Origin of the sequence: Erwinia sorbitola (genome assembly GCF_009738185.1) — a bacterium.
Taxonomy (GTDB): domain Bacteria; phylum Pseudomonadota; class Gammaproteobacteria; order Enterobacterales; family Enterobacteriaceae; genus Erwinia; species Erwinia sorbitola.
This window is the reverse complement of the sequence record NZ_CP046509.1, coordinates 3,308,190-3,324,689: the sequence shown is the minus strand read 5'-3', so window position 1 is coordinate 3,324,689 and position 16,500 is coordinate 3,308,190. Positions and strand designations below refer to the sequence as shown.

Annotated in this window: 17 protein-coding genes; 12 read left to right on the top strand and 5 right to left on the bottom strand. The window is 52.1% G+C overall.

The window, feature by feature from the left end; translation table 11 throughout:
• Nucleotides 1-80: 80 nt before the first annotated feature.
• Together cydB and GN242_RS15020 are read right to left on the bottom strand one after the other, a co-directional pair.
• The gene (gene cydB / locus GN242_RS15025; RefSeq protein WP_156287753.1) at nucleotides 81-1,088 is read right to left on the bottom strand and encodes a cytochrome d ubiquinol oxidase subunit II; all 1,008 of its coding nucleotides are present in this window, start codon (nucleotides 1,086-1,088) and stop codon (nucleotides 81-83) included.
• A 1-nt stretch (nucleotide 1,089) separates the two neighbouring features.
• Nucleotides 1,090-2,514, bottom strand: coding sequence for a cytochrome ubiquinol oxidase subunit I (locus GN242_RS15020; RefSeq protein ID WP_154752170.1), 1,425 nt, complete (start codon nucleotides 2,512-2,514; stop codon nucleotides 1,090-1,092).
• Nucleotides 2,515-3,537: 1,023 nt separating this feature from the next.
• Here GN242_RS15020 and GN242_RS15015 point away from each other — a divergent pair.
• Nucleotides 3,538-4,638, top strand: coding sequence for a hypothetical protein (locus tag GN242_RS15015; protein ID WP_230320673.1), 1,101 nt, complete (start codon nucleotides 3,538-3,540; stop codon nucleotides 4,636-4,638).
• A gap of 225 nt (nucleotides 4,639-4,863) precedes the next feature.
• Here GN242_RS15015 and GN242_RS15010 read toward each other — a convergent pair whose 3' ends face one another.
• Complete coding sequence (locus tag GN242_RS15010) at nucleotides 4,864-5,115, bottom strand: hypothetical protein (protein ID WP_156287752.1); 252 nt, start codon at nucleotides 5,113-5,115, stop codon at nucleotides 4,864-4,866.
• Between the two features lie 175 nt (nucleotides 5,116-5,290).
• A complete protein-coding gene (ygbI, locus tag GN242_RS15005; protein ID WP_154752168.1) occupies nucleotides 5,291-6,052 on the bottom strand; it encodes a DNA-binding transcriptional repressor YgbI in 762 nt (253 codons plus the stop codon).
• Nucleotides 6,053-6,370: 318 nt separating this feature from the next.
• Here ygbI and ltnD point away from each other — a divergent pair, with 318 nt between their 5' ends.
• From ltnD to tatE, 11 genes are all read left to right on the top strand, one after another.
• Nucleotides 6,371-7,285 carry an L-threonate dehydrogenase gene (gene ltnD, locus GN242_RS15000; RefSeq protein WP_156287751.1) on the top strand — a complete coding sequence of 305 codons (915 nt, stop codon included), beginning with the start codon at nucleotides 6,371-6,373 and terminating at the stop codon, nucleotides 7,283-7,285.
• On the top strand, nucleotides 7,285-8,547 hold the full coding sequence (gene otnK / locus GN242_RS14995; RefSeq protein ID WP_156287750.1) for a 3-oxo-tetronate kinase: 1,263 nt from the start codon (nucleotides 7,285-7,287) through the stop codon (nucleotides 8,545-8,547). The genes ltnD and otnK overlap by 1 nt, the downstream gene beginning before the upstream one ends.
• On the top strand, nucleotides 8,544-9,167 hold the full coding sequence (gene otnC, locus GN242_RS14990) for a 3-oxo-tetronate 4-phosphate decarboxylase (protein ID WP_154752165.1): 624 nt from the start codon (nucleotides 8,544-8,546) through the stop codon (nucleotides 9,165-9,167). The genes otnK and otnC overlap by 4 nt, the downstream gene beginning before the upstream one ends.
• Before the next feature lie 2 nt (nucleotides 9,168-9,169).
• Complete coding sequence (locus GN242_RS14985) at nucleotides 9,170-9,946, top strand: HPr family phosphocarrier protein (protein ID WP_156287749.1); 777 nt, start codon at nucleotides 9,170-9,172, stop codon at nucleotides 9,944-9,946.
• Nucleotides 9,947-10,094: 148 nt separating this feature from the next.
• The gene (locus GN242_RS14980) at nucleotides 10,095-11,450 is read left to right on the top strand and encodes a GntP family transporter (RefSeq protein WP_154752163.1); all 1,356 of its coding nucleotides are present in this window, start codon (nucleotides 10,095-10,097) and stop codon (nucleotides 11,448-11,450) included.
• A 77-nt stretch (nucleotides 11,451-11,527) separates the two neighbouring features.
• Nucleotides 11,528-11,629, top strand: coding sequence for a small membrane protein YohP (locus GN242_RS21980; protein WP_445224722.1), 102 nt, complete (start codon nucleotides 11,528-11,530; stop codon nucleotides 11,627-11,629).
• Nucleotides 11,630-12,550: 921 nt separating this feature from the next.
• Nucleotides 12,551-13,120, top strand: a complete 570-nt coding sequence (gene pagP / locus GN242_RS14975; RefSeq protein WP_156287748.1) for a lipid IV(A) palmitoyltransferase PagP — start codon at nucleotides 12,551-12,553, stop codon at nucleotides 13,118-13,120.
• 151 nt (nucleotides 13,121-13,271) lie between these two features.
• Entirely contained in the window at nucleotides 13,272-13,481 is a 210-nt protein-coding gene (gene cspE / locus GN242_RS14970) for a transcription antiterminator/RNA stability regulator CspE (protein ID WP_004156612.1), read from the top strand.
• Between the two features lie 400 nt (nucleotides 13,482-13,881).
• Nucleotides 13,882-14,310: a GNAT family N-acetyltransferase gene (locus GN242_RS14965; protein WP_154752162.1), complete on the top strand. Its 429-nt coding sequence runs from the start codon at nucleotides 13,882-13,884 to the stop codon at nucleotides 14,308-14,310.
• Nucleotides 14,310-15,098 (top strand): deaminated glutathione amidase, encoded by a 789-nt coding sequence (locus GN242_RS14960; protein WP_197094799.1) that lies wholly within the window; start codon nucleotides 14,310-14,312, stop codon nucleotides 15,096-15,098. Before GN242_RS14965 ends, GN242_RS14960 begins: the two co-directional genes overlap by 1 nt.
• Before the next feature lie 125 nt (nucleotides 15,099-15,223).
• Nucleotides 15,224-15,427: a twin-arginine translocase subunit TatE gene (tatE, locus tag GN242_RS14955; protein ID WP_154752160.1), complete on the top strand. Its 204-nt coding sequence runs from the start codon at nucleotides 15,224-15,226 to the stop codon at nucleotides 15,425-15,427.
• Nucleotides 15,428-15,489: 62 nt separating this feature from the next.
• On the opposite strand, the gene lipA is transcribed toward tatE, so the two are convergent.
• The gene (lipA, locus tag GN242_RS14950) at nucleotides 15,490-16,455 is read right to left on the bottom strand and encodes a lipoyl synthase (protein ID WP_154752159.1); all 966 of its coding nucleotides are present in this window, start codon (nucleotides 16,453-16,455) and stop codon (nucleotides 15,490-15,492) included.
• Between the last annotated feature and the right edge of the window lie 45 nt (nucleotides 16,456-16,500).

The window sequence follows — 16,500 nt, the reverse complement described above, 5'->3', positions numbered from 1 at the left end:
GCAAATCGTCGATCTGCCCTCTTTTGATGGGGAGTGTTCAGCCCCCGTACAGCGAATAGTGTTAAGTGTGGCTCAGACTATCAGTGGTAGCCTTCGTCCGCTTTGATCTTTCCGCGGAACACGTAGTAGCTCCAGAAGGTGTAGACCAGGATCACCGGAATAATCAGCAGACCACCAACCAGCATAAAGCCCTGGCTCTGCGGCGGTGAAGCGGCATCCCAGATGGTAATGGAAGGCGGAATAATATACGGCCAGATGCTGATACCAAGACCGGTAAAACCAAGGAACACCAGCGCCAGGGTCAGCAGGAACGGCGTGTAATGCGCGTGGCGTTCCAGTGCGCGCCACAGCCCCCAGGCTGCCGCCAGCACCAGTAAAGGCACCGGCATAAACCAGAACAGGTTAGGCAGAGTGAACCAGCGGTGCATGATGTTAGCGTGGGCCAGCGGCGTCCAGACGCTGACGATGGCAATGACCACCAGCAGCCCTATCAGCAGCGGCTTAGTCAGCGCGGTCATTTTCCGGTGCAGCTCGTTCTCGGTCTTCATAATCAGCCAGGTGCTGCCGAGCAGGGCATAGGCCAGAACCAGACCGACACCGCAGAACAGGGTGAACGGGGTCAGCCAGGCCAGCTCAGGGCCGCTGTAGGTGCGGTTGGTCACTTCGAATCCGTTAATCACCGCGCCCAGCACGACGCCCTGGCTGAAGGTGGCAACGAAAGAACCACCGATAAAGGCTTTATCCCAGAACGGGCGATGCTCTTCCGTAGCTTTAAAACGGAATTCAAACGCCACGCCACGGAAAATCAGGCCAATCAGCATAATGGTTAACGGTGCCGCCAGCGCGGTGGTGATCACCGCATAGGCCAGCGGGAAGGCACCAAATAGCGCAGCACCGCCAAGGATCAGCCAGGTTTCGTTGCCGTCCCATACCGGGGCGACGGTGTTGACCATCATATCGCGTTCGATGGGATCTTTATTGAACGGGAACAGAATACCGATACCCAGATCGAACCCATCCATGATGATATACATCAGGGTGGCAAAGATGATGATAGTAAACCAGATAATTGAGAGATCGATGCCCACCTTACTTCTCCTCCTGCGGCGAATGTAATTTATCCTGCACCGCAGAGAGCGGGCGTGACGGGGTATGTGATGTGCCCGGGCCGCCTTCTGGCGTATGGTCACCTTCACCGGTCTGCGGGCCTTTCTTGATCAGATTAGCCAGATAGCTGTAGCCGACGCCAAACACGGCGCAGTAGACCAGCAGGAAGGCAATCAGGCTGATGCTCATTTGCAGCGTACTGTGCAACGAAACAGCGTCACGGGTGCGCAGCAGGCCATAGATAACCCATGGCTGACGGCCAATTTCTGTGGTAATCCACCCTGCTACCAGCGCAATCAGGCCGGATGGCCCCATCAGCAGGACAAACCACAGGAACGGACGTGAGGTGTAGAGACGCTGACCGCGACGCATCCACAGGCTGACCACGCCCAGCAGAATCATCAGCATACCCAGCGCCACCATCACGCGGAATGACCAGAACACCACGGTGGAGTTGGGGCGATCCTCTTTCGGGAAGCTTTTCAGTGCCGGAACCTGCTTATCCAGACTGTGGGTCAGTATCAGGCTGCCGAGGTAAGGGATTTCCAGCGCGTACTTGGTGCGCTCTTCTTGCATATCCGGGATACCAAAGAGGATCAGCGGGGTAGCTTCTCCCGGCGGGTTCTCCCAGTGGCCTTCAATCGCAGCGATTTTTGCCGGCTGATGCTCCAGGGTGTTCAGACCGTGGGCATCACCAATCATCGCCTGGATCGGGGAGACAATCAGCGCCATCCACAGAGACATTGACAGCATTTTGCGCACTGCCGGGGTATCGTTTTTACGCAGCAGGTGCCAGGCAGCTGAAGCGCCAACGAAGAATGCGGTGACCAGGAAGGCGGCAACGGACATATGCAGCAGGCGGTACGGGAAGGACGGGTTGAAAATTATCTTGAACCAGTCTTCAGGCACGACGATGCCGTTTTGCAGCGTGTAACCTTGCGGTGTCTGCATCCAGCTGTTGGAAGCGAGGATCCAGAAGGTCGAGATAATGGTACCCAGCGCAACCATGCAGGTGGCAAAGAAGTGCAGGCCACGGCTGACGCGATTCCAGCCGAACAGCATTACACCGAGGAAGCCAGCTTCAAGGAAGAACGCGGTAAGCACTTCATAGGTCAATAGCGGGCCGGTAATACTGCCTGCGAACTGCGAAAAACCTGCCCAGTTGGTACCAAACTGGTAGGCCATCACCAGGCCGGATACCACACCCATACCGAAGTTAACGGCAAAGATTTTTGACCAGAAATGGTAAAGGTCGCGATAGACCTCATTTTTGCTTTTCAGCCACAGGCCTTCGAGCACAGCCAAAAAGCTGGCCAGGCCAATGGTGATGGCTGGGAAGAGAATGTGGAAGGCTACGGTGAAACCAAACTGTATCCTCGCCAGATGGAACGCATCTAATCCGAACATTGCTTACCTCGATCTAACATGAACAACTGCCTTTTATTTTTTTACCCACAGTTAACAAATAGGCGACATATAGCCAAAAAGAAAATTTGTCAGCGGGGACTTCTCATCGGAAGTTTGATCCTAAGACCAAAACAGGTGAAGAAGTAGCAACAGTAAAGGTGAACTGGCCTATAACAGTAACGATTATTACGAGTAATTGTTTCGCTATCAGGTTAAATCAATGCGGGATAATGTTAATTCGGGATATCAGGATGATGCCTGAATGTGAAAATGCTGTATCTTTATGTCGTGAAAGCGTTTTTTCTTGCTTTGTCGGGGGCTGATTTCTGCGTGGGTTATCACGTTCGTATTCTGAAGCAACCCGGCGGCCAGCTGTTTTTATATAGCTTTAACTGCTATAAAAAAAGTCGTTTACGCATCCTTATTATAATAACCCTATGGTTTGTCACGACTTATGAAAGATATGTAGCAATATTGTTATTGTTTGCCGCTGTTATTTTATAATGGCGTGATGTTAACAATTCATTTCTCTTGCGACATATTTTACAGGGAGGAAATGATATTATGCCGCCGGTAAATGTTAAGAATGTAATACACATAATTATGTAATTAGAAATATATAGTTACAATTGGGTGGCGAGTATCTGCTCTGTTCTTGCTGAAAATCAATGTACCCCCAGCAAAGGGTGATCTTGCGTGGCAATTGTGACAATCGTGCTGGACTGGATTGTTTAACCCGGACAGAGCCTGTCAGTTCATCCAGTCATCGCCCGGTCAGGCGTACTTTTTTTGCCTTAAACTCATCAAGGTTACTGCTTATTTTTAAACGATTAATTGCTGTTTTTTCGTATAAATCCTTGCCATATCCCGCTTTTTACCCCATCAAAATCACGGCAGTTTAGTCCGGCATATTGCTAATTATCGCGGTTGCTAAGTATACTATTACATTGATATGTATTGATTTTTTTACTAAAGCCAAATTTTTTGCGCGGATACTAGCACGCCTTTGGGGTAAACAGCCGTATGGAAAGTGAACACATCGAGCCCAGCAGCATTCCCTTATTGGATCTGTCTGCAATCTCGCGCGATATGCTGGCTCTGGGTAAGCGGCTGGCAGATACCAAATATCAGATTGATATGCTGGGGAAAAACGGCTGGGGTGAGCTTACCGCCAACCTGCACGGGCTGGAGGCCAGCGGTGAGTGGAATGGCCCGGACGATGCGCTGACTTTCTTCAGTAAGGTTTTCCCCTTTGCTATTCTCCCGTCGGAAACCGAGCCAATGGGTATTTATCGGGTGCCGACCGAGCGGGTGATTGGACGCAGCTGGCGCTGGTGGCCCGATCACCTTAATGGCAATAGCGAAGAGAAACTGCGTGAGCATCTTGAAGGGCCACACGCGGCTGAAAGCACCTCTTACTATTTTATTTCTGCGCTGGCTGTACTGCTGGCGGTACAGGGCCAGAGCAGGGTGAATTACTGTCGTCAGCGACATATTCCCTATATTACGGCACGTGTAACCTATCTCTCCTATCCGCCCGCCGACCGCTTTAAGCTTTACCATGTGACCCGGGGCAACACGCGACAGAGCTGGGTGGTACTGAACGATCGCTATTTGCAGGCTATCCAGTGGCCGCGTATTACGCTGCCAGCTCTGAGCCGTTACGGAGTACACAGTGCGGTCTGGCCACAGACCTTCCCGTCTCCTGAACGTATTTTTGATGAGCTACATCATCCGCAGCCCGCAGAGGATTTTGTTGCGCCCTGCGTCGATTTACTGGCGCTGCAAGAGAAAATGGAAGTTGAAAAGCAGGCTGCTCTGCTGGAGTCTAAACCGGTAAAAATGGCTCTGAGCGATATGGATATTGCGAATATATGGCCAGTTACGATGACATTGATGTTTTTCTTCCTGCTTTCGCTGGTAGCTGCTGGCGTAACGGCTGGTGGAGGCTGGTTAGGATTGGTCAGTCTGGTGATTTGCGGGATGTCCGGTAGCCTGTTGCTGTTACTGGCTGCTCCGGTGTTTCTGGTGCGTCAAAGCCTGCGCAGCCGGCGTAAACAGGAGGTTGAAGAGGCAGATAGTGAAGAGCGGAAAGAGGAAGCTTTACCTCCGTCAGCATCATAAAAAAAGCCCACATTTAAGTGGGCAACTAAAGCTATTCGTCTGACTTTGCCATAATCGTTACGGCAATTAATAATCGCACTTTTCCCGTAGAAATTATAAGTGATAATACAGATCGATTTTAGGGGATCGATCGGCGAAATCGATTGATCATAAAAGTGTGAAGTGGGTAGTACATTTATCGCCGCTTTCGGCAATCAATTGCCGAAAATACCATCAATCTCATTCTCAGTTCCGCCGCTGTTGCCTGAATCCGGCCTTCTCCATTTCATCACGCAGGGCACTGGTGATCAGCCGGTTGCCACCGGTGACGGGGAAAATAACGTTGTTCACCACATCATCCAGATCGTGTTCCCTGAACTCCTGTGAGGTCAGCGGGGCACCGCCCTCATCGTTAATCGCTATCGAACCTTTGATATGATCGCCTGTATTTTTTGCCTTCAGACTGTAACGGCCCATGCTGGTATTGATTGTGCTCATAAGATCTCCTTGTGACTTTTCAGGGGAAAAAAGGGTAGCAAGTGAGTCCATAAAGTGACCTGATAAGTTTAGTCAGGCTGCACACAATCCTCTCAGTATGAAACGTAAAGAAGTGAAATAGCGTGATCTCCCTCGCTAAAATTTATTGCTTTTCAGGGTGGCGGTTCAAGGTCATTTAACTTGCAAGGGTTACGTCAAGCTCGAATGCAGCCAGCTCCTGACGCGCTGCGGCAGGGAGATGAGGGTCGGTAATGATGCTGTCAAACTGCGTTAGCGGCAGGGCGAGGAAGGTGGCTATTTTGTTGTACTTAGAGCTATCGGCCAGCAGAACGCGTTTGCGGCTGACTTCACTGACTGCACGTTTCACCGCAATTTTTTCTTCATCGGGGGTAAATATGCCGCGAACTCCCCAGCAGGAGGCAGAAATAAAGGCGATATCTACCGAAAGACCGCGTAGCGCCGTAGCCGCTGCATCTCCGACGCAGGAGCGGTTATCCCGGCAAAGCGTGCCGCCGGTATGGATCATCCGGCACTGGCTGGTATCAATAAGGAAATTAGCAATCACAAAATCATTGGTGATAATCAGCAGATCGTCACGAACACCCAGTTCACGCGCCAGCGCCAGCGTGGTGGTGCCCGCATCAAGATAGATGCAGCTGTTACGCGGGATATGGCGTGCAGCAGCGGTACCAATGGCCTGTTTTTCCTGGCTGAACATACTGGTTTTATCCAGATGCGTAGGCTCGCTGGCGAGGCGATCCGTTGAACGTACCCCACCCGACACCAGCAATACTGTCCCCTGTTCCTCCAGTTTTTGTAGATCGCGTCGAATGGTCATATGCGATACGGCAAGGCGTTCGGTCAGTTCGGCAATGCTCACCACACCGCGTTCCTGTACCAGCGCTAAAATTTGTTGATGACGTTCTACCGGGATCATAATTTTCCTGTCCTGTGGCGATGGCCGTTTGAGCTGTTCAGAGTGTAAAGGAGTGCGTTAGTCCTCTGCACCACAATTTTTATCAAATTATCACGATGGGAAGGAAATACTCTTCCTGTATTCAGCGATTATTGTGATTATCTCTATGAATATAAAAGCATATTTTACTGTTTCATATTTATATTGCTGGTGTTAATTCTTGTTATATCGTCTTTTTTTATGTTAATTGTTGTGATGCCTGTCACCATAAATGCCGAATAAAACGCCTATACTTCACACATCAAAACAAATAATCACTAAAATTAACACGGAGAGCGTATGTTAAAGGCAACATCAATGTCGGTTTGCGTCGTCGGTCTCGGATCTATGGGAATGGGTGCCGCGCAATCCTGTATTAAGGCTGGCCTGAAAACCTGGGGGGTCGATCTTAACCCGCAGGCGCTGCAAACATTGCGTGACAGTGGTGCACAGGCTGCCGAAACCTCGGCCAATGACTTCGCAACCCAGCTTGATGCCGTGCTGCTGCTGGTGGTGAATGCCGCTCAGGTGAAACAGATCCTGTTTGCGGAGCAGGGACTGGCAATGCGTTTAAAACCCGGCACCGTGGTCATGGTCTCTTCTACTATTTCTTCACAGGATGCCCAGGCGATTGAGCAGCAGCTGGCTGCACATCAGTTAATCATGCTGGATGCACCGGTATCTGGCGGCGCAGCGAAAGCAGCAACGGGTGAAATGACCGTGATGGCCTCCGGCAGCGATGAGGCGTTTGAACGTTTACAGCCGGTGCTGGATGCCGTCGCCGGGAAGGTGTATCGCATTGGCAGCGAGATTGGCCTTGGCTCTACCGTAAAAATTATCCACCAGCTGCTGGCCGGAGTGCATATTGCCGCCGGTGCAGAAGCCATGGCTCTGGCCGCCCGCGCCGGGATCCCTCTGGATACCATGTATGACGTGGTGACCAACGCGGCAGGTAACTCCTGGATGTTTGAAAACCGGATGCGCCACGTGGTTGACGGTGATTACTCGCCGAAATCAGCGGTTGATATCTTTGTTAAGGATCTGGGGCTGGTGGCTGACACCGCCAAAGCCCTGCATTTCCCGCTACCGCTGGCTTCCACTGCGTTCAATATGTTTACCTCAGCCAGTAATGCAGGCTTTGGTCGTGAAGATGACAGTGCAGTGATTAAAATTTTCAGCGGCATTACGCTGCCGGTTAAACAGGAGCAGAAATAATGCGTCTGGGTGTCATTGCCGATGATTTTACCGGGGCGACGGATATTGCCAGTTTCCTGGTGCAAAACGGTATGTCCACCGTGCAGGTGAATGGTATTCCGGCGCAACCGCTGGTATCGCAGGCTGACGCTATCGTTGTCAGCCTTAAATCGCGCTCCTGTGCGCCAGAAAAAGCCGTTGCTGACTCGTTACAGGCGCTGGCCTGGCTGCAACGGCAGGGCTGCGAGCGCTTCTACTTCAAATATTGCTCCACCTTTGACAGTACCGCCCGGGGAAATATCGGCCCGGTTACCGATGCGCTGCTCACCGCGCTGGGTGAGTCACAAACTATTATCTCGCCGTCACTGCCGGTCAATGGCCGTACCGTGTATCAGGGGTATCTGTTTGTCATGGATCAGCTGCTCTCCGATTCCGGTATGCGCCACCACCCGGTCACGCCGATGACTGACAGCAATCTGCTGCGGCTGATGGAAGCGCAGGCCAGCGGTAAGGCAGGGTTGATTAACAGCCAGGTTCTTGATCAGGGGGCGGGTGCGGTACGTCAGGCGCTGGATGCGCTGGCACAGCAGGGTGTGCGCTATGTGGTGCTGGACGCACTCAATGAGCAGCATCTGCTGACCCAGGGTGAGGCGCTGCGCGATATGCGCCTGGTGACCGGCGGCTCCGGGTTGGCTATTGGCCTGGCGCGGCAGTGGGCCAGCGCCGGACATGACTGCACCGTGGCTCAGGCGGCGGGTGCACCTCAGGGCCAGCGTGCCGTGGTGCTGTCCGGTTCCTGTTCGACCATGACCAATCGGCAGGTGGCGCGCTATCGCCAGCAGGCGGCAGCATCCGCGATTGATGTTGAGCGTGCGCTGCACCATCGCGATTCCTATGCCCGTGAGCTGTGCGACTGGGTGGCACAGCATGAGGGTGATGCGCTGGCTCCGCTGCTGTTTGCGACTTCAGATCCGGAAAGCCTGCAACGCATTCAGCAGCAGTATGGGGCGCAGCAGAGCAGCGAGGCGATTGAGCAGCTGTTTGCCGCCGTGGCGCGCGAATTACAACAGCGAGGCTGGCAGCGCTTTATCGTGGCGGGGGGCGAAACCTCAGGCGTGGTAGCGCAGACGCTGGGCATTGATGCGTTCCATATCGGCCCGGCGATCTCTCCCGGCGTGCCCTGGGTGCGAGCCGTTGGGCAGCCGATCTCGCTGGCGTTGAAGTCCGGAAATTTCGGTGATGAAAACTTTTTTGCCCGCGCACAAACGGAGTTCGTAGTATGACTGAACAACAAGCACGTGAAGAGATGGTTCGGCTCGGGGCCTCGTTTTTCCAGCGTGGCTACGCCACAGGCTCCGCCGGAAATCTGTCCATGCGCCTGGAAGATGGTTCGTTACTGGCAACGCCAACGGGTTCCTGCCTGGGCGAATTAGTCGCCGACAGGCTGTCAAAAGTGACCCCAGAAGGGGAGTGGATCGGCGGAGATAAGCCTTCGAAAGAGATCAGCTTTCATCGCGCAATCTACCTGAATAACCCGGCATGTGGGGCGATAGTTCACCTGCACTGCCTCTATCTCACGGCGCTCTCCTGCCTGGAGGGGCTGGATGTGAAAAACTGTATTCGTCCCTTCACGCCTTATGTGGTGATGCGCGTGGGGGATGTGCCGGTGGTGCCTTATTATCGTCCTGGCGATCGGCGGCTGGGTGAAGACCTGGCGAAACTGGCCCCGCACTATAAGGCGTTTCTGCTGGCGAATCATGGTCCGGTGGTGGTGGGGAAAACCCTGCGTGAAGCTGCCGATAATACAGAAGAACTGGAAGAGACTGCCCGGCTGATCTTTACGCTGGGCGACCGCCCGATTCGCTATCTCAATGATGACGAAGTGGCTGAGTTACGGAGCTGAATATGCCTAAATTTGCTGCCAATCTTTCGACCTTGTTTAATGAGCTGCCTTTTCTGGAGCGTTTTGACGCGGCTGCTCAGGCCGGATTTCATGGGGTGGAGTTTCTTTTTCCCTATGACTACCACGCGGATCAACTGAAGCAGGCGTTAACCCGCAATCATCTGGAGCTGGTGTTGTTCAACACCGCACCGGGCAACAGCGCAGCGGGAGAGTGGGGTGTTGCTGCGATTCCCGGGCGTGAAGCTGATGCTCGCGCAGATATCGACCGCGCGCTGGAGTACGCGCTGGAGCTTAACTGCCGCCAGGTGCATATCATGGCAGCGGTGGTGCCGGAAGGTGCCGACCGTGAAGCCTACTGCCGAACCTTTATTGATAATGTGCGCTATGCAGCCGATCGTTTCGCCCCGCACGGGGTGCGTATTTTGCTGGAAGCGCTGAATCCAAAGACGAAACCAAATTATCTTTACTCCAGTCAGTATCAGGTGCTGGAGATAGTAAAACGAATCGATCGCCCGGGTGTTTTCAGCCAGCTTGACCTGTTTCATGCACAGCTGGTCGACGGCAACTTAAGCCATTTGATTACTGATTACATCGGGCAATACCAGCATATCCAGATTGCCTCAGCGCCGGATCGCCATGAACCGGATGAGGGTGAAATCAACTATCCGTGGCTGTTTGACCTGCTGGATCGGAGCGGGTATGACGGCTGGATCGGCTGTGAATATTTCCCGCGCACCACCACGCTGGAAGGACTGGGCTGGTTTAACGCCTTTAAATAACCAGATGATTTTTTGAATAACGCTGCGCGTTCTGGCGCGCAGCGCTGGCTTTTTGCTGCCTGAATCTGAGGGCAAAGCCAGGGAAAGATATAAAAATAACGGTGCTGTAGAGCACTGCGTAAAAATAAAATCCTACGAGGCCGCAAAGATGTCTACTGCCCTGTTGTTAACCATTGCTGTTGCCAGCGTGCTGATACTGCTGCTGCTGGTAATAAAAGCGAAAGTTCATCCGTTTGTTGCGCTGCTGGTAGTCAGTCTGCTGGTGGCCATCGCTACCGGTATTCCCGCTGATAATATTATGAAAGTGATTGTCTCCGGTATGGGCGGTCTGCTTGGTTCGATCACGATTATTATTGTGCTGGGAGCTATGCTGGGGGCAATTATTGAATCCTCCGGTGGGGCAGAGTCGCTGGCGCAGCGATTTACCCATACGCTGGGAGTAAAACGCACGGTTGCTGCACTGACGATGGCGGCGTTTATCCTCGGGATCCCGGTCTTTTTTGAAGTGGGTTTTATCATTGTTATCCCGCTGATTTATGGCTTTACTAAGGTGGCTCGCGTTTCACCGTTAAAATATGGCCTTCCAATGGCCGGCGTGATGTTAACTGTGCATGTGGCGTTGCCAACCCATCCCGGAGCAGCGGCGGCGGCCGGGCTGTTAGGATCTGATATGGGCTGGCTGATGCTGCTGGGTATTGCGGTATCGATTCCGGTCGGGGTGGTGGGCTATTTTGTCGCAAAAGCGATGAATCGCCGCCAGTATCATCTGTCACTGAGCGTGCTGGAACAGCTTCAGCTGGCGAAACCGGAAAACACACCGCGTCAGAATCATGAGCAGCCTCCGGGTGCCTGGATGATCTCCTCGCTGATTGTGGTTCCTATCATTCTGATCGTCGTTGGCACACTGGCTCATAGCGTGCTGCCGGAAGGTAATAGCCTGCGCCAGCTCCTGACGCTGGTCGGAACACCGGCAATCGCACTGTTGATAGCCCTTGCGCTTTCAGCCTGGCTGCTGGGGCTGCGTCGGGGCTGGAGTAAAGAGAAGCTGGGAGATCTGCTGGATCGTGCTATTCCGAGTTCGGCAGGGGTGATCCTGGTCGCCGGTGCGGGGGGCGCATTTGGTAAGGTGCTGGTGGAATCAGGCGTAGGTAAAGCGCTGGCGCTGTCGCTGGAAACTATTCACCTGCCGCTGATCCCGGCCGCTTTTATTCTGTCGCTGGCGCTGCGTGCTTCACAGGGTTCTGCCACCGTGGCGATTCTTACCACCAGCGGTCTGCTGACCCAGGCGGTTACCGGGCTGAGTGATATGCAGCTGGTGTTGGTCACACTCTCCGCCTGCTTTGGTGGTTTAGGGTTGTCTCACGTCAATGATGCCGGTTTCTGGGTGGTGACCCGCTATCTTGGTCTGTCAGTGGCTGATGGTCTGCGAACCTGGACCGTACTGACAACAGCTATGGGGCTGACTGGATTTATTCTGGTGTGGATGCTGTCGCTGGTGCTGTAGTTTCTGATTCAGGCGGCACCACGCGAAGATAAAATCTTCTTCTATACTTAAGTCACTACGTTGTAGTGACTTTTTTAATGAGAAGAGGGCATGGAATGAAGATTATTCTCTGGATTATTGCGATCATTTTCATCGTTGGTTTACTGACCATAACGGGTGTATTTAAGCTGATCTTTTAATTGTGTATTGCAGGGTGTTATAGCAATTGAACGCGGCGGTCAGCAGTTGCTGGCCCCGTACTTTAGTACCTGACATTATAATGCTTTGCGGAAATAAGATATAAAGGCGATGACAGAATGGAAAGAGAGAACATTATGGACGCGATCTCCCGGATCAGCACTCCATGTTATTCAGCCGTATCATCCGCGCAAAGGTTTTTCTGTATAGCGACAGGCTGAGAGTTTCTCACTCTGCGATGATCTCCATGCCGATATCGGCTCGTCAGAACGGGCGTAAGCATCGTTAACATCCAGACGTTTACCGCATTCGGCACAGGCAGCGCCATGGTAATCGCTATTTTTACTGGGTGTTGTAAATATAAATTTGGAACTTCCGCATCGGCCACACCTTAGCATTGCCATATCCTCTACTCTTCCTGAGCCCAACCAGATAAGAAATATCTTATCAAAATCCGCACAGATATCTATAAATTATATTTACTAATAGTTCATGGGTGCTATTTAATCTAACTTGATGATTTTAATTGTTTTTTGAGGTTTTTGTGCTGTTTTTAATGATAAAAAAGTTAATTTCAAAGCATGTTGCAATGATTTTAATCAGGATAAGTGATTCGGACAGCATTAATTGATTAGCGCCATGAAGGTTTGGCACATGTTATGGAAGAATGTTGATTGATGTTTGCGATTTTTCCTGGTGTTATATTCACTCCGCTGAATTATATTTTTTTTCGGTATCATGATGTTTTATAATGTGAAATAACGTGAAACTCTTTTCACCAGAGAAGCATATTTCGGTGATTAATGGAGTGTTTAGGTGTTTTTTGGAATCTTTTGCCTAAAAGGCAATTCATTTGGTCGGAATTTCTGACTAATTTTTAGGATGTTAGCTAGTGTTATCATCCAGGGAGCAGTGAATTTATTGTGAAAACCAAATCAACTTTATTACTTTCGACACTGCTCGGAGGATTGACTTTGAGCGCGGCGCAGGCGGGAACGCTGGCTGATGGAGTTGCCAATACATGGCACACCTTCAGTGGAAACGTCAGTCAGACGTGGAATGAGCCGCAAACTGTAGACCTGTATGTTCCCGCCATCACCTGGCATAACCGCTGGACATACGATAAAGAGAAAACCGATCGCTATAATGAGCGGCCATGGGGGGCAGGTGGTGGCATCTCTCGCTATGATGAGAAAGGTAACTGGAACGGCATTTATCTAATGGCGTTTAAGGACTCTTACAATAAGTGGGAGCCGATTGGCGGCTACGGATGGGAGAAGACCTGGCGGCCACTGAATGATCCTGATTTTCACCTGGGTCTGGGCTATACCGCCGGGGTAACAATGCGTGATAACTGGAACTATATACCCATTCCGCTGGTGCTGCCGCTGGCCTCAGTGGGCTATGGGCCGGCATCTTTCCAGATGACTTACATTCCAGGAACTTACAATAACGGCAACGTTTTTTTCGCCTGGGTGCGCTGGCAGTTTTAATCTCCGGGCTTTGTCATAAAATATGATGCAGGGTGAAAAAAGGCGATATTTATCACTTTTTCGAGCTCGCCTACTGGACAAAAGCCTTAGCAATTGCTGTACTAACCCCCGACACAGTTTAGTGTCCATTTTTCATGTAAAGGTAATATAGATGTCTAAGATCAAAGGTAGCGTTAAGTGGTTTAATGAGTCCAAAGGATTCGGTTTCATTACTCCTGAAGATGGTAGCAAAGACGTGTTCGTGCACTTCTCTGCCATCCAGAGCAATGGTTTCAAAACTCTGGCTGAAGGTCAGCGCGTAGAGTTCGAAATCACCAACGGTGCCAAAGGCCCATCTGCTGCTAACGTTGCCGCTATTTAAGTTATCAGACAGAATTTTAAAAACCCGCCTCTGGCGGGTTTTTTTTTGCCTGCAATCCACGGCCCGGTGGGGCCTAGGCGTTAAAATATTGCATTAGCCAGATAATCGCCGCACTGCATGCCACCAGCACGGCAAGGTATTCGCTTTTGTTACGAGGAAGGATATTCATGGCGGTTATCTCTGTTGGCTGAATGATAGCCAGTGTGCCGGGCTATTATTAAGGAAACATTAATCTGGCGCTGCTTCTGCCACGAAAAGGATGATTTATTACGCTAATTAGCTTTTGTAACATTACCCTGTGATCTCGCGCCTTGCAGTGAACGCCTCGCTCCAGCTATAAACATAAGCAGAACTTTTTACCAGCTAACCCCAGCTTGTCAGCATACCGCGGAGAATGACCATGAATATTCGTCTGGCTGAATCGAAAGATACTTTTGCCCTTAGCGCGCTGTTAGCTGAACTGGGATATGCGGATACCGCTCCCTTTATTGAGCGCAGGCTTGCACAGCTCATTGTCGATGAGACGGAGCGACTGCTGATTGCCGAAGAGGGGAATACGGTGCTGGGATTTTTATCGCTGCATTTTATTCCGCAGCTGGCTCTGGCCGGAGATTTCGGCCGCATCAGCTATTTCTGTATTGCCGAGGGCGAGCGCAGTAAAGGTGCCGGGCAGCATTTGCTGCAACATGCCGAGCAGCTGGCGCGCGATCGTGGCTGCGATCGCATGGAAGTTCACTGCCATCAGCTTCGTGAAAAGGCCAACGCATTTTATGCTCGTGAAGGTTACAGTGAATCTCCGCGTTACCATATTAAAGAGCTGTCCGCATGATAAAAGTCGCCCTTGGGCAGTTTGCTGTCCGCCGAGAGTGGCAGGAAAATGCGCGGATCTGCGTGGATCTGATGCAGCAGGCACAGCAGCAGGGAGCGCGCCTGCTGGTGCTACCGGAAGCGGTGCTGGCTCGTGACATCAGTGACCCTGACCTTGCCGTAAAGTCGGCACAGCCGCTGGATGGCCCTTTTCTCAGCCAGCTGTTGGCCGCCAGCAGCAATAACACGCTGACCACGGTATTGACTCTGCATGTGCCGGGTAATGACGGCCGCGTGTGGAATGCGCTGGTGGTTATCCGCGCCGGTGAAATTGTCGCACGATACGACAAGCTGCATCTCTACGATGCTTTTGCGGTGCAGGAGTCGCGCAATGTTAGCGCGGGCGATCGCGTGCCGCCGCTGGTGGAGGTCGATGGGCTGAACGTCGGGCTGATGACCTGTTATGACATCCGATTTCCTGAACTGGCCCGCCGTCTGGCGCTTGACGGTGCCGATCTTCTGGTACTGCCTGCGGCCTGGGTGCGCGGCCCGCTTAAAGAGATGCACTGGGAGGTGTTGATCACTGCCCGTGCGCTGGAAAATACCTGCTATGTGGTAGCGGCAGGTGAGTGCGGGCCGCGTAATATTGGTAATAGTATGGTTGTTGACCCGCTTGGTGTTGCGGTTGCCAGAGCGGCGGAGGGGCCTGCGCTGGTTCTGGCCGACATTGATCCGCAGCGGATTGCGGATGCACGCCGTGCGCTGCCTGTGCTGTTGAATCGGCGCTTCGGTCGTCCGGAGCTTACCTGAACATATTTTGTTACAGCTTGCGGTTGAACTGACCCGTGAAGAGCGCGTTAATAGCGACCGGTATATTCGTGATGTAACGAGTGTAAAGGCCGTCCCGGTGCTCTGGTCAATCAAAGAAGGTAAGTATGGAAGGTATCAGTCTCGCCAAGTTACTGATCGTTGGTGCATTAATCGTCCTGTTATTCGGAACCAAAAAGCTGCGTACTCTGGGTGGGGACTTAGGTTCAGCCATCAAGGGTTTTAAAAAAGCCATGAATGACGATGAAACTTCCGCGCATAAAACGGCGGCAGAAGAGAAACCTGCCGGGCAGATCGCTAATAAAGAGTGATAGTGCTCAAAAAAAAACGGATGACATATAGTCATCCGTTTTTTTTGCCATCGGAGGCGCGATTATTTCACTTCCAGACCTTTCGCCTGCATATCGGCATGGTAGGACGAACGCACAAACGGGCCACAGGCCGCGTGGGTGAAACCCATGTCCATTGCTGCTTCTTTCATTTCGTCGAATTCGGCAGGGCTGACGTAGCGCTGTACCGGTAAATGGTGGCGGCTTGGCGACAGATATTGCCCCAGCGTCAGCATCGTTACGCCGTGGCGACGCAGGTCTCGCATCACCTCAACGATTTCCTCATTCGTCTCACCTAAACCGACCATCAGGCCTGATTTGGTCGGGATATGCGGGTGGGCTTCTTTAAAGCGCTCCAGCAGTTTCAGTGACCAGTCATAGTTCGCCCCCGGACGCACCTGACGGTAAACGCGTGGCACGTTTTCCAGGTTGTGGTTAAACACATCCGGTGGAGTATCAATCAGGATTTCCAGAGCGCGATCCATACGACCACGGAAATCCGGAACCAGCGTTTCAATTTTAATTGCCGGGCTTTTTTCACGGATTGCGCGGATGCAGTCAGCAAAGTGCTGTGCTCCGCCATCGCGCAGATCGTCACGGTCAACAGAGGTGATCACCACGTAGCGCAGGGCCATATCGGCGATAGTCTGCGCCAGTTTGCCGGGTTCATTAGCATCCGGCGTCATCGGGCGGCCATGAGCCACATCGCAGAACGGGCAGCGACGCGTACAGATGGCACCCAGAATCATAAAGGTGGCAGTACCGTGGTTGAAACATTCAGCAAGGTTAGGGCAGGAAGCCTCTTCGCAGACGGAGTGCAGACCATTTTTACGCATCGCGGCTTTAATGCCCTGAATACGGCTGGAATCGGCTGGGAGTTTGATACGCATCCATTCTGGTTTACGCAAGATCTCCGTACGCTCGGTTATCACGGTTTTCACCGGGATCAAGGCCATTTTGTCTGCGTCGCGGTATTTAACACCGCGTTCCATCACGATCGGTTTACTCATATTCTTGCAGGTTCCAGGTTGGATTGCGGCAATCTGTCTGTTTAC